The following is a 13,000-nucleotide window of genomic DNA, read 5'->3' as shown; positions in this document are numbered from 1 at the left end:
CTTTGGGACGCGACCTACCGCATGTTGCCGGTGTGGCCAAGAGAGTATCTGCCAGGTTGTGGCCAGACCGTTAGGCCATGCGGTTCCACACCAACCCGGACTTTTGTTACGGCGCCGGAGATGGTGTCGAACTTGTAGACCTCGCCGTCGAACCGACCGGACAGCCACAACTGCGTGCCGTCAGCACTGACGTTCCCCATATCGGGACTTCCGCCACCGGGAACAGGCCATTGGGCGGTAACCGATCGCGTTGCAAAATCGATCACGGTCACGCTTCCCGGACCATGCGGACTGGCGCCCTTCATCTTGCGGGAACCGCGGTTGGCGACATAGAGCTTGGTGCCGTCGCGGCTGACGACAAGACCGTGGCTGCCAATACCCGTTGGAATGAAGCCAATCTCGGTAAAACTGTCGCCATCGATTAGGAAAACACCGTCATTCATCATGTCGGCGACGTAGAAAACCTTGCCGTCGGGCGAAAGCCTGATGTCCTGGGGCATTCCTCTCTTGGACAATTTGAGGCTGCCGACAACTTTCTTGGTCGACAGGTCGACTTTCACAAGACCGCCTCCGCTGAATTCACAGGTGAAGATGGCATAGGAATTGTCGGCGGCAAAATCCGCATGATTGACGCCATGGCACGTGGGAGTTGGGATAAATGACTTCATTGCCATGGTTTGCGGGTCGCGCAAGTCCAGCCGTTTATACGCCTCATCGACAACGATGGCCGAGCTCCCATCCGGCATGAAATACATATTGTAGGGATCGGTTGTCGGAATGGTCTTGCCAGGCTTTCCTGTCTTTGGATCGATGGGCGTCAGGCTGCCCATCTTCGTGCGGCTAGCATTGTTGGTGACCCAAAGCGTCTTAAGATCCCAAGAGGGAACTACGTGTTGCGGCTGTCGTCCAACTGGAAATCTGTCGACTTCCTTAAGCGTCGTGCTGTCGACGACGGATACGGTGTTTGACGCATGATTTGGAACATAGACGCGCGGTAGCGCGTCTAGCGTCGCTGGAGATAAATGGTCGGCGGTTGTTTCACTGTAAATGTTGACGGCGCTGGGCGGCGCTGCCGGTTCGCCGCAGTCCGGTGGGCAGGATCCGGCCGAAGCTGAGGTCGCTTGCAAGGCGGCCAAGTACACAAATGATGCGACAATAGTCGAGAAACATCCATGCCTTCCAGTCATTGCAATGTCCGCCGAGTTGCGACGAACTTGCGGATCGCTTCGGTCGTCCCTTGCACGATCAGGTCTACGCCGAGCCTGCCAAGCTCGGCAGACGAGCGCGTCGGATCACCACCGTAGACGCCGTCCGCCGCGCCCAGCTTCGGGGTCGCCAGAATCCGATCCATGCGCACCATCGACGGATCGATAGCGAGCGTGAGCGATGTATCGGCCAACCCGGCATGCGTTCCAATTTCGCTGCGCTTTGCGCCGGACGACAACAACTTCTCGACATAGGCGCGCTCTGTGATCTCATAGTATTCGGTGGCCGCGAATACGCGGACCGGCGTTTTGCTCCATTCTCGATTGAGGCGATCGGCAACGACACGCTCGTCGCCCTGGTAACTCCCGTGGTCGCCTATGAGAACGATAGTCGTGAATCCGTGCAGTTTGAAACTGCGCGATGCGGATTCGAGGAGCTCTTCAAAGGTCTTGTCGCTGATCGTGATGGTGCCGGGAAATTTCATATGGGCGGTCGGCGGGTCGATCGAACCTTCAGGAACATAGGAGATCACAGGGGCAACCAGGGCGTTTCCAAGCCGCTCGGCTATCCGTTCAGCCAGATACTTTGCCCGCGCGTTGTGTTTGCCTAGCGCCATGGCCGGGCCATTTTGCTCGGTGCCGCCGATTGGCACGATGATTGTCGCCGTTCCGGATTTGATAAGATCGCGCAGCTCTGTCCAGGTTTGATCTTCGAGCAGGACCGATGCATTCGAAGGGCTGGTTGAGAAGAGCCAGAACGCAGACGAAATTGCGACGACGCTCCCGATGAAGCTAAAACTGTGCCGAGCGATCATTGTGCCTCACAAATGCGCGTCACTTTCAGCAATATATTCTGACGTTCATTCCGTCACCTTACGGAATTGTAAAGGCAACAACTGTCTGAACTATTAAGATCGAAGAAGCGGCTGCACGCGGCAGAGGTGCGTTGATCGAGGCCGCGACCACTCAAGCAAAGGCTTAATTCCAATTCGGCATTCCTCCGGCCGGCCGGAACATGGAAGCTTCTGCCTAGATTGATGGCGGGGAGGATACAGATGACGAAGCAATCATGGAACAACCCGATAACCATTGAGACCCGAAGGGTCGGCAAATATGTAACGATCAACAATTCTCAAAAAGCTGCCGAATTCTTGCTTGGCAGGGCTGACGCGCCAGCGTCTGAAACCGGCCCGGGTTAAGCAGACTGCATGAGTTCAAGCGACGGCTTTTCGTGATACACAAAAGTGCCTTGTGCCATTCGCACAGGGATCGGCTAATTATCAAAGGATGGTTGTGGATAGCTCAACCAGATTTTGCCACCGCCGTGTACCGAATCATCGCCACATGGCGGAGCGGGTTCTTAAATCCCTGACCCGTCGAGCTGCTGGGCGTCGTCGCCTTCCCAAGGTGAGGGCATTGAGGTGCGATTGAGATTGGCGGAGGGCATGGGCATCCAGCACTTCAATTCCGGCTCGGCATATTCGATGATGTGCCCGGGCGAGGAATCGGAGGCGCGCCAGCCTTCTGCGCTGAACTGGTCGCCATTCGACCAATAGGCAAGGTCAACTTCCGCCGGCCCTTGTTCGGACGCGCGGATCGTGACCAGGATCCGACTGCCGTCTTTCGGTGCGCTTGCCATGTGTCGCCAGCGATCTGGTTCATCCATCGCATTTTTCTCCTGTCTTGCTGCCGGCCGCAAGTTTCGCCTCGCCATCGAAAACGGTCAACCCAAACTTTGCGCGACCCCTCTCTATCCTGCCCTGTCTGGGTGGAGATATATCGCATCCCTTGTGTGATCGGCGATATCGCCATTTTTTCTGCCGATGCCATCGGCGTCAAATGAGCTTTGCCTCCATTTCTTAAGGTACATTTCAGCTTGATCTGCAAGCACAGGGGAAGCCGCGCCGACAATCAAACAGATTGGGGCGGCGATACCAGTCGAAACGGAGGTGCTGAGACGTGGCTGACGTTTGTACGCAAGGTTTGGATACGGGCTTCGTTGCCCTTGGATATACGAGAACGGCGGCCTTGGGAGTCGTTCAGGGATTGACTGAGCTGCTGCCCATATCATCGACCGCGCATATGCGGCTCGTTCCGGCGCTTCTTGGCTGGCAGGACCCGGGATCGGCGTTCTCGGCGACGATGCAGCTGGCTGCCCTAGCCGCCATCGTATCCTACTTTTGGAGCGACGTCCGATACGTGGCGTCTGAATCAATCGTCGCGCTAAGGAAGGGATATTGGTCTTCGCCGGCCCTGCGGCTCGCCTTCGGTATCGTCCTTGCTACGGTGCCGATCGTGATCGGAGGCGTGTTGCTGTCCTCCAAGCTGAACACGTGCGGCTCGCCATTGCGGAGCCTGTGGGTCATCGGCGTTTCCTGCATCGTCATGGCTGGCCTGCTTGCGCTCGCCGAGCTCTACAGCAGGCATCGACGGGATATGGAGAAGATGAGCATCCTTGACGCCCTGATCGTCGGCGTGGCGCAGGTCGGGGCACTTTTCCCCGGTGTTTCGAGATCGGGATCGACACTGACCGCTGCCCTGTTTCTCGGCTTCAAACGGGACGAGGCGGCCCGGTTCTCGTTCCTGCTTGGCATTCCGGCCATCACGCTGGCGGGCTTGAAGGAATTGTTCGAGCTCTATCGCGCGCATCTGTCGCTCGAAGGCTGGTCGATTCTGGCCGTCGGGCTGATCGTGGGAAGCATCTCCTCCTTCGTGACGATCTGGGGTCTCATGCGCTTTCTGGAGCGTTTCTCCACCTGGCCATTCGTCATCTATCGCGGCGTGTTGGGCATCGTCATCCTGGCAGGGGTATTCTACGCTGGCTGGAGCTAAATGCGCCGTGCGTCCGCATGGGATGGACAACGGACGCTCCAACTTCTTGACTCTGCGCATCGACCCGAAAGCCGGTGCCGGTTTTCGGGTCGAGAACTGCCGCTGAATGCCCTTTCCATGAGCAGATAAGAAGGACACCGGCAAAAGCGACGAGGATTGTGGTGATCGTCAGTGCCATGCCGGTGCCTCAATGCGCAAAGGTTAACGCAACGTATGGAAGGTTGCGCGCAGTTCTTCCGTCAGGAACTGTGGCTGCTCCCAGGCGGCGAAATGCCCGCCCTTGGGCAGTCGGCTGTAGTGAACGAGCTTGGGATATGCCTTGCGGGTCCAGCTTTCGGGCGCGGTGTAAATCTCGTCCGGAAACGCACTGACACCCATCGGGATTTCAATGCCCTTCGGCTGGAAGAAGGCGAGCTTGCTCTCCCAGTAGAGCCGCGCCGACGAAACCGCCGTATTGGTCAGCCAGTAGAGCGTGATGTTGTCGAGGATATCATCGCGCGATAGACCCTCGTTAGCGCCGTCGAAGATCCGCGTGATCAGATCGCGACTGCGGTCGTCATGATCGAGCATCCAGGCCGCCAATCCGATCGGGGAATCGGCAAGTGCGTAAAGCGTCTGCGGTCGATTCGCCATCTCCTGCGCATAGCCCAGCCCGTGCTTGTAGAAGAAAGCGAGCTGGCCCCAGGCATAGCGCTCGTCGTCGCTCAGACCTGCCGGTTCTGGACCGTCGGGCAGGAGCTTCGCGATCTCGTCCGGAATCGTTGCAGGCATGTTGGTATGGACGCCGATCAGCCCGGCCGGCTTGAGAAGCGCCATCTGCTCGGTCACCGCATTTCCCCAGTCACCGCCTTGGGCGGCATACTTCTTGTAGCCGAGACGCTCCATCAACTCGACCCATGCCCGGGCGATGTGTTGGGGATCCCATCCGGTTGCGGTCGGTTTGCCGGAGAAGCCATAGCCGGGAAGCGAGGGGATGACGACATCGAACGCATCTGCTTCGGTGCCGCCATAGGCGACCGGATCGGTCAGCGGGCCGATGACCTTCAGCTGCTCGATGATCGAACCCGGCCAGCCGTGCGTGATGATGATCGGCAATGCATTCGGGTATTTCGACTTCACATGAATGAAGTGAATGTCGAGGCCATCGATCTCCGTGACGAAGTTCGGATAGGAATTCAGGGTTTTCTCGGCTTTCCGCCAGTCGTGATGGTTCGCCCAATGATCCGCGAGCTTGCGCATAGTGGCGAGATTCACGCCCTGCGTGGCGTCCCCTACGGTCTCGCGCTCGGGCCATCTCGTCGCGCGGATGCGTGCGCGCAGGTCGGCAAGCGCTTCGTTCGAAGCATGGAAGCTGAAGGGCCGTATCCGCGCATCGCTGACGTTGCCGATGGCCTGAGCCTTGGCGATGAGCGGAGCGCTGAGCGCGACGGCGGCGCCAACCGCTGATGTGGCGAGGAAATTGCGGCGGTCGAGTTTGCTATCGATGATTGACATGTCACGTCTCCTGTTAGGCCAAGGCAACTGCGGCTTCGATGCCGCCGCGGACCATCTTCGAATAGGGGCAGATCGCGTGGGCGCGATCGATGAGGGACTGCGCCACATCCCGTTCGATCCCGGGTATGCTCACGGCGAGCCGGGCGCTGATCGAGAAGCCGTCGACTTCGTCAAGTTTGAGATCGACTTCAGCGTCGACGGCCGTCTCGGCAGGCAGCGCGATGCCGACTTCGCTCGCCGCCCGAGTAAGGGCGCCCTCGAAGCAGGCGGACCAGCCGGCGGCGAACAATTGCTCCGGATTGGTTCCAGGACGCTTGGAGCCGGGCGTAGCGAGTTTGATTTCAAGCTGTCCGTCGGAACTGTGTGCCGCGCCTTCACGGCCACCGACAGTATGGACATGGGCTGTGTAGAGTATCTTCGTGGTCATGGTTTCGATCCTTTCTTCTTGCGACGCGCGGTTTCGATCGGAATGATCTGCACGTCCGCGAAACAAATGTGGGCGCGCCGCCTCATGGCACAAATGTCACATAAACGGCGTTTTGAGACATTGCGGATGATCGCCACCCGGGCGCATCAGTCTGAGATGACGTCGGCGGCGCTTGCCATTTGGGAATACGCGGCCAGAGCGAGCATGATGGCGCCCATCGTCAGGGCGACGAGGTGGCCTGCGCCGCTTTTCTGTAGGTAAGCCTGTGCGATCTTAGTCATGTTTACCTTCCTGTGGTTGCGCTCCGTTCGCGACGACAGGGAGGTTTTATGGGCCTAATGTATCTGAGATATATGGAGAATTGCCCGAAGTGTATCGAAGTGTAGAACGCCCCGCAAAGGCGTGTGGATTGTGATTTTGTGACACCAATGTCATAGATAGGACGTTCCGGAACATTGCTGGTGAGCGCCATGCAGAGCATCGGTTTCCTGGTCTATCCGAGCTTCCATCTGCTTTCCCTGGGGGCATTGTCGGCATTTGAATTTGCCAACCGCGCCACGCCAGAACCGGCCTATGAGGTGATCCCTGTGTCGGTCGCCGGAGGGCTCGTGCCAAGCTCCATCGGCGTGGGGATCGACACTGTGGAACTTGGGCAGTGCAGCTTCGATACGCTCATGGTAGCCGGAAGCCTGATTATCGTCCCGCCGCCGGTAGAGTTGATCCAAGGCTTACGGGACGCTCCGGACCGCCACCGTCGCGTGGTTTCCGCCTGCACCGGCGCCTTTGTCCTTGCCGAAGCCGGCTTGCTCGACGGCAAGCGGGCCACCACGCATTGGTTCTATGCGCGCGAACTTGCCTCTCGCTATCCGAAGGTCAAAGTGGAGGAGGATCGAATTTTCATCAATGACGGCTCGATTTGGACCTCGGCGGGTGCGAGTGCGGCGATCGATCTGGCGATCGCGCTGGTGGAGCAGGATTTCGGTACCGAGATAGCGCGTTCCGTCGCACGCAAGATGGTCGTCTATCACCGACGTCCTGGAGGGCAGTCGCAGTTTTCGGAGTTGCTGGATATCGTTCCTAAGTCTGACCGGATTCAGCGCACCCTAGCCTACGCGCGTCGCAATCTTCAAACCGAGCTTTCCGTTACCCAACTGGCAAAGGTCGCCAACCTCAGTCCGCGCCAGTTCAGCCGTGCGTTCCAGGCAGAGACCGGGCAGCCACCCGCCAGGGTCGTCGAGCGCCTGCGTGTCGAAGCAGCCCGGCTGATGATGGAGCAGAGTCGCCATCCGATAGACGTCATTGCGCGCCAGACGGGTTTTGAAGATCGTGATCGAATGCGCCGCGCCTTCCTACGCGCGTTCGGACAGCCGCCGCAGGCAATCAGGCGAAGCGGCCGCAGCGATCACATTGACATCGCGGAAAGCGCCGTCGAAGCCTAGACGTTTCTGGGGTACTGGCGTCGGATGAGGCTTGTCGCACGAATGCGTTCATAAAAAATGCCTCATAATTTCGCGACGGCCCTCAATTCTTCTGCGGTTGTCGACGGGAATCCGAAGAATTCGAGATATGCGGGGATTTGCTCAAACAGCATGTCGGTGCCGACCTGGTAGGCGCATCCCCTGGCGCGAGCAGCGGCAAGAAGCGGCGTGATCTCCGCTTTCATAACGACCTCGCCCACAAAGGTGTTAGGAGACAGGCGCGAAACGTCGATCGGCAGGGGATCGCCGTTCTGCATGCCGAGCGGTGTCGCATTGACAACGACGTCGAAACCCGCGGGGTCAGGGGAGCCGGCTGCTACCTCTATGTCCGGATAGTAGGTGTTCAATCGCCTGTGAAGGCCGACCAATGCGGCGTTGTTGCCGTCATGGAGCGCTATCCGCCGGGCGCCCGCTGCTGCAAGAGATGCGGCGATCGCTGACCCGACGCCGCCGGCACCGACGATCAGCACGTTGGTCCCCGAGACCTTCTGTCCCTTGCGAAGCAACCCGCGGACGAAACCTTCTCCATCGAACATGTCGCCAATAAGCCGCCCGTCCGCGCCGACCCTGACCGCGTTGCAGGATCCCGCCACGTTAGCGTTCGTCGATATCTCGTCGATCAGGCCCATGGTCGTGATCTTGTGTGGCATGGTGATGAGGGCGCCGTGAATATTCGATAGCCGGAAAACCAGCTTCAGGAACGACGGATAATCCTCGGCCTTGCAGCCCATGGGCACGACAACTGCATCAATGCCATTTTTTTCGAAATAGGGATTGTAGATCAGTGGCGCCTTGAACGTCCCTGTCGGATAGCCGAGATGCGCGATGAGCCGCGTGGTACCGCTAATCATCATGCCCGCTCCTTGCCGGCGGCCGGTTATTGACATGGACGGTCTGCCCTGTTTCTGCTGAAAGCTTGATGGCCTCAATCACACGAAGCGTTGCAAGTCCCTCTCGTCCAGTGACCAGAGGGTCGGCTTTCCTGCAAATGACGTCGCAGAAATGCTTGAGCTGAACGGCAAGCGGATCAGCCGGTGTGAAATGAACCTGCTCTTCGGCGAGGCGCTCCAGCCAGTTCGGCTTCGATGCATTCGTCCACAAGGTTAGCTGGGGAATTGAAAGCGAACCGGCGGTGCCTCCGATCTGGTAGCAAAGCTGGTCTTGCCGGGGAAAGACCAGGTTTTCTCCCGCCGTCATTTCCCAACTCCACGGAGAGGCGACCGCATCCGAGCCGCTCAACGTTGCGAGGACTCCGCTGTCGAAGCGCAGCACGACAACAACGGTATCCTCGACGGCATGCGCCCTTGCCAGATTTGCCTGCATGGCATGAACGCTCTCCACTTCACCAAAGAAAAAGCGGAAGAGATCGACATCATGGATCAGGTTGATCAGGATCGGGCCACCTCCCGCTTCCCGCCGCCACTGAGTATCGAAATAGTCATCTGGTTTAGCGACCCAGAAATTGCCGTGCGCCATCAGGATCTTCCCGAGGCGGCCATCATCGAGCACACGCTTTGCCGCCCGGATCACCGGATTGTGTCGGCGGTGATGGCCGACGAGGATTGGGACGCCTGTCTTCTCGGCCTCCCTCACAAGGATTTCTGCGGCGTCGGCATTATGCGCGATCGGCTTTTCGACCAGCGTCGGCAGGCCTGCATGGATCGCCTCCAGTGCATTTTCAAGATGAAGCTGGTTTGGAGTCGCTATGATGACGCCGTCGAGCGCTATCTTGTCTCCTGCTTGCTTGAACGAAGGAAACCAGGCGATGTTCTTCGCGGATGCGAAGTCTCTAGCAGAGCTCGAGGGGTCGATGATGGCGGCAGCCATCGCCTGAGGTTCAAGCATAATTCCCTCAACGTGCCGCCGGCCAATCAAGCCGGCACCCATGACCGCTATCTTCAATGCCGCCGTTTGCTGATGGGTCGCCATAGGCTTTTCCAATATTCAGTGGCGCAGGATTTCGCCGAGGAACTTGCGCGTTCGCTCGTGGCGGGGATTGGTGAAGAATTCGGCCGGATGGGCCTCCTCGACGATTGCGCCGCTCGCCATGAAGATCACTCTGTCAGCGACCTGGCGGGCAAAGCCCATCTCATGTGTCACGCAGATCATCGTCATGCCCTCTTCGGCGAGGTTGATCATCGTATCGAGAACTTCCTTGACCATCTCCGGGTCAAGCGCCGACGTGGGCTCGTCGAACAGCATGATTTTCGGGCGCATGCAAAGTGCGCGAGCGATTGCGACGCGCTGCTGCTGGCCGCCTGAGAGCTGCGCGGGATATTTCGCCGCCTGCTCAATAATCTTGACGCGCGCGAGCAGGGTGCGGGCGCGTTCTTCCGCTTGGGCTTTGGGAAGGCGGAGGGCGCGCATCGGCGCCAGCATGCAGTTTTCAAGCACAGTCAGATGCGGGAAGAGGTTGAACTGCTGGAAGACCATGCCGACCTCGCGCCGGATCGCGTCGATCGCCTTGGCCTGACTGCCGAGCAGGATGCCGCCGACGCGGATATCGCCCTTCTCGTGAGCCTCTAGATGGTTGATGCAGCGGATTAGCGTCGATTTTCCGCTGCCGGAGGGGCCGCAGAGCACGATGCGCTGGCCTCGGCGCACCTCGATATTGATATCGTGCAAGGCCTGGAAGGCGCCGTACCATTTTTCCACGTGGCTCATCGTGATCATGGTGTCGCCCGTGATGGCGTTCGGGTCGGGGCCAGTTGTTGTCGTCATGGTCTCGTTTCCATCGATCTCTGTGGCCGGTTCACCGCGCATGGGCGGCGTTAAAGCGCCGCTCCAGGCGCGCGCCGATGATCGTCAGCGGGCAGCACATGAGGAAATAAAGGGTGCCGACGATGCCGAAGACGGTCAGCGGCTGGAATATCTGGTTGGAGATGATGTTGCCGGCGCGCGTCAGCTCAGTGAAGCCGACGATGGAGGCGAGCGACGTGCCCTTGATGAGCTGAACCAGGAAGCCGATCGTTGCCGGCAGTGAGATGCGGATTGCCTGCGGCAGGATCACATCCTTCATGCGGGAGACATATTTGAGACTGAGCGCCTTTGCCGCCTCCGTCTGGCCGCGCGGCACGGCCTCGATCGAGCCGCGCCAGATCTCGCCGAGATAGGCGCCGGCATGCAGCGTCAGGCCGATCGCCACCGATTCCCAGGCATCGAGCTTGAAGCCGATAAGCGCCAGCCCGTAATAGGTGACGAAGAGCTGCATGAGCAGCGGCGTGCCCTGGAAGACGGCAATATAGGCGGCCGTAGCGCGCTCCAAGAGCGGTATGCCAGAGGTGCGCGCGAGCGCCACGGCAAGGCCGGCGATGCAGCCGCAGACGAAGCCGACGACCGAGAGGAGCACGGTCCATTTCAGGCCGATCAGAAGGAAGATGAATTCTTCGCTGCCCATGACTAGCCCCTCATTTGACCGGATAGGTGAAATAGCGGGCCGAGAAGAGCGCGAAGAGGCGCATCATCAGCCAGGAAATGATGAGGTAGAAGATCGTGATGGTGAAATAGACCTCGAAGCTGCGGAAGCTGTCGGATTCGATGCGCTGGGCGACCGAAGTCAGCTCATAGGCCGAGATGGCCGAGACGATGCTGGTCGATAGCGTCAAGAGCACGAACTGGCTGGTCAGCGAGGGGTAGATGGCCCTGAGCGCCGGCTTCAGGATGATCAGCCGGAAGACCTGGACCTTATGCAGGCCGAGCGCCAGGCCCGCTTCCATCTGTCCCTTGGGAATGGACTGCACGCCGCCTCTGATAATCTCGATCGCATAGGCGCCGCCATTGATGCCAAGTGCTATGATCGCTGTCGGGGTGGGGTCTAGGCGGATGCCGATCAGCGGCAGAGCGAAGAACAGAAAGAAGATCTGCACGAGGAAGGGCGTGTTGCGGATCAGCTCGACAAAGCCGATCACCAGCCAGCGCAGTGCCTTGATGGGGGCATCCCTGAGTGCCACCCCGCCGATACCGATGATGACGGCGAGGATCATGCCGCAGAGCGCCAGCAGAATCGTGCCGAGACAGCCGAGCAGCAGGCTCGGCAGGCCATCGATGACGGGCGTGAAATCCAGGTGATAGTTCATGACTTCGCTGCTCCCACCATGCCGGCCATCGCCTCCATGGCAAGCTCGTAACCGCGGGCGCCAAAGCCGATCATGATGGCGGTCGCGATGCGGGAGACGAGAGATCTGTGGTAGATCTCCTCACGGGCATGGACATTGGAAATATGCAGCTCGATCTTCGGCGGATCGAAGGTTTTCAGCGCGTCGAGCAGCGCGATCGAGGTGAAGGTATAGCCGGCGGGGTTGATGATGATGCCGCAGGCGTCCTTCCGGGCCTGATGCACGCTTTCCACCAGCTCACCTTCGAAATTCGTCTGGCGGAAATCGATCTCGAAGCCGAGCGTCTTTGCCTTGGCAAGGCACATCTGCCTGATATCGGCGAGCGTCGTTGAGCCGTAAATGGTGGGCTCGCGCTCGCCCAGCAGGTTGAGGTTCGGTCCGTTGAGAACGAAGATGGTTCTGGTCATGTCGCGCACCTCAAACAGGCAAGGCTTCAGGTTTGGTCTTGGGGATACGGGTGACGCGGACGGCCATCGAAATGTCCGCCCGGGTCCCTCTTAATGAACGAGCGTGTGGCTCAGTTCGCCGTAAACGGAATGCCCTCGATGCTTTCCGGGAATTCCGGAACCGGCACCTTCATCCACTTGTCATAGATCTTCTTCAAATCGCCATTGGCCTTGATCTTGTCGATGAAGGTATTGAGCGACGCGTTGATTTCCTTTTCGCTCAGACGCGTGCAGGCGCCGTTATAGAGCTTCTGGAATTCCAGCTTGTTTTCGAATTCGCCGGGCCGGGCCTTTTCCACACGGTCCATATAGAAGATGTTGCCGCCGAGGGCTTCGACCTGGCCGGAAACGAGCGCCTGGACGCTGGCCGCGTCGCCGTCAAAGCGGCGGATGGTCGCGGAAGCCGGCGCATTCTTGGTGACCTGCGTGTCCTGCGCGGCGCCCTTCGCAACGGATATGGTCAGGTTCGCCATGTCAGCGTTGGTCTTGATCGATTTGTTCTTCGGGCCGATCAAAACAATGGCGTTGGCATTGTAAGGCTTGCTGAACTGTACAGCCTTGGCGCGGTCCGGCAGCATCGCCATGGTCGCAAACAAGACGTCGACGCGGCCGCTTGTCAGCGCCGGGATGCGGTTGTTGACTTCGAGCGGAACGAATTCGACTTCAACGCCGAGCTCCTTGGCGAACAACGCGCCCATATCGGCGTCAAACCCATCCTGCTTGCCGGCGCTGGTGACGAAGCCCCATGGCGGGTTATCGCCCTGGATACCCACGATGAGCTTGCCGCGGGCCTTGATTTCTTCTGGCGTGACGGCAGCAGCCGGGTTTGCAAGCCCGATAGCGGCCACGAGAGCGGCGGCACCCAGCATGGCGCCACGCCGCGTCAGCAAAGACTTCAGCATAAAATCCTCCTCCTTTTAGACGGCCGCGCAAGTGACTCCACTGGTGGCCTCACAGTCATCCTCTCCCGACTGTTCGTCCTCATGTTTGACAGAGGGGAATC

15 protein-coding genes are annotated in these 13,000 nt (G+C 59.2%); 2 read left to right on the top strand and 13 right to left on the bottom strand.

Features of this window, described 5'->3' with window-relative positions; all coding sequences use genetic code 11:
• Positions 1-14: 14 nt before the first annotated feature.
• From PY649_RS04615 to PY649_RS04605, 3 genes are all read right to left on the bottom strand, one after another.
• Positions 15-1,187, bottom strand: a complete 1,173-nt coding sequence (locus PY649_RS04615) for a YncE family protein (RefSeq protein WP_285866987.1) — start codon at positions 1,185-1,187, stop codon at positions 15-17.
• Positions 1,184-2,020 carry a creatininase family protein gene (locus PY649_RS04610; protein ID WP_285866986.1) on the bottom strand — a complete coding sequence of 279 codons (837 nt, stop codon included), beginning with the start codon at positions 2,018-2,020 and terminating at the stop codon, positions 1,184-1,186. The genes PY649_RS04615 and PY649_RS04610 overlap by 4 nt, the downstream gene beginning before the upstream one ends.
• A 545-nt stretch (positions 2,021-2,565) precedes the next feature.
• Complete coding sequence (locus tag PY649_RS04605) at positions 2,566-2,871, bottom strand: hypothetical protein (RefSeq protein ID WP_285866985.1); 306 nt, start codon at positions 2,869-2,871, stop codon at positions 2,566-2,568.
• Positions 2,872-3,164: 293 nt separating this feature from the next.
• On the opposite strand from PY649_RS04605, the gene PY649_RS04600 reads away from it, so the two are divergent.
• Positions 3,165-4,037 carry an undecaprenyl-diphosphate phosphatase gene (locus PY649_RS04600; RefSeq protein ID WP_285866984.1) on the top strand — a complete coding sequence of 291 codons (873 nt, stop codon included), beginning with the start codon at positions 3,165-3,167 and terminating at the stop codon, positions 4,035-4,037.
• Between the two features lie 201 nt (positions 4,038-4,238).
• On the opposite strand, the gene PY649_RS04595 is transcribed toward PY649_RS04600, so the two are convergent.
• The 3 genes from PY649_RS04595 to PY649_RS04585 form a co-directional block, all read right to left on the bottom strand.
• Positions 4,239-5,531 carry an epoxide hydrolase family protein gene (locus tag PY649_RS04595; RefSeq protein WP_285866983.1) on the bottom strand — a complete coding sequence of 431 codons (1,293 nt, stop codon included), beginning with the start codon at positions 5,529-5,531 and terminating at the stop codon, positions 4,239-4,241.
• 13 nt (positions 5,532-5,544) lie between these two features.
• Positions 5,545-5,958: an organic hydroperoxide resistance protein gene (locus tag PY649_RS04590; protein WP_285866982.1), complete on the bottom strand. Its 414-nt coding sequence runs from the start codon at positions 5,956-5,958 to the stop codon at positions 5,545-5,547.
• 146 nt (positions 5,959-6,104) lie between these two features.
• Complete coding sequence (locus tag PY649_RS04585) at positions 6,105-6,239, bottom strand: hypothetical protein (RefSeq protein ID WP_285866981.1); 135 nt, start codon at positions 6,237-6,239, stop codon at positions 6,105-6,107.
• A gap of 189 nt (positions 6,240-6,428) precedes the next feature.
• On the opposite strand from PY649_RS04585, the gene PY649_RS04580 reads away from it, so the two are divergent.
• Positions 6,429-7,397 (top strand): GlxA family transcriptional regulator, encoded by a 969-nt coding sequence (locus PY649_RS04580; protein ID WP_285866980.1) that lies wholly within the window; start codon positions 6,429-6,431, stop codon positions 7,395-7,397.
• A gap of 62 nt (positions 7,398-7,459) precedes the next feature.
• Here the strand turns inward: PY649_RS04580 and PY649_RS04575 are convergent, their stop codons facing one another.
• From PY649_RS04575 to PY649_RS04545, 7 genes are all read right to left on the bottom strand, one after another.
• The gene (locus PY649_RS04575; protein WP_285867192.1) at positions 7,460-8,287 is read right to left on the bottom strand and encodes a shikimate dehydrogenase family protein; all 828 of its coding nucleotides are present in this window, start codon (positions 8,285-8,287) and stop codon (positions 7,460-7,462) included.
• Positions 8,280-9,365: a Gfo/Idh/MocA family protein gene (locus PY649_RS04570; RefSeq protein WP_285866979.1), complete on the bottom strand. Its 1,086-nt coding sequence runs from the start codon at positions 9,363-9,365 to the stop codon at positions 8,280-8,282. The genes PY649_RS04575 and PY649_RS04570 overlap by 8 nt, the downstream gene beginning before the upstream one ends.
• 15 nt (positions 9,366-9,380) lie before the next feature.
• Complete coding sequence (locus PY649_RS04565) at positions 9,381-10,109, bottom strand: amino acid ABC transporter ATP-binding protein (RefSeq protein WP_285867191.1); 729 nt, start codon at positions 10,107-10,109, stop codon at positions 9,381-9,383.
• A gap of 79 nt (positions 10,110-10,188) precedes the next feature.
• The gene (locus PY649_RS04560; protein WP_285866978.1) at positions 10,189-10,833 is read right to left on the bottom strand and encodes an amino acid ABC transporter permease; all 645 of its coding nucleotides are present in this window, start codon (positions 10,831-10,833) and stop codon (positions 10,189-10,191) included.
• Between the two features lie 10 nt (positions 10,834-10,843).
• Positions 10,844-11,512 (bottom strand): amino acid ABC transporter permease, encoded by a 669-nt coding sequence (locus tag PY649_RS04555; RefSeq protein ID WP_285866977.1) that lies wholly within the window; start codon positions 11,510-11,512, stop codon positions 10,844-10,846.
• Positions 11,509-11,958, bottom strand: a complete 450-nt coding sequence (gene aroQ / locus PY649_RS04550; protein WP_285866976.1) for a type II 3-dehydroquinate dehydratase — start codon at positions 11,956-11,958, stop codon at positions 11,509-11,511. The genes PY649_RS04555 and aroQ overlap by 4 nt, the downstream gene beginning before the upstream one ends.
• Before the next feature lie 110 nt (positions 11,959-12,068).
• Complete coding sequence (locus tag PY649_RS04545) at positions 12,069-12,899, bottom strand: transporter substrate-binding domain-containing protein (RefSeq protein ID WP_285866975.1); 831 nt, start codon at positions 12,897-12,899, stop codon at positions 12,069-12,071.
• Positions 12,900-13,000: the final 101 nt, after the last annotated feature.

Source organism: Rhizobium mayense, from assembly GCF_030272705.1.
GTDB lineage: Bacteria > Pseudomonadota > Alphaproteobacteria > Rhizobiales > Rhizobiaceae > Rhizobium > Rhizobium mayense.
The sequence above is the reverse complement of the archived record's forward strand: the minus strand, read 5'-3'. Positions and strand labels throughout refer to the sequence as shown.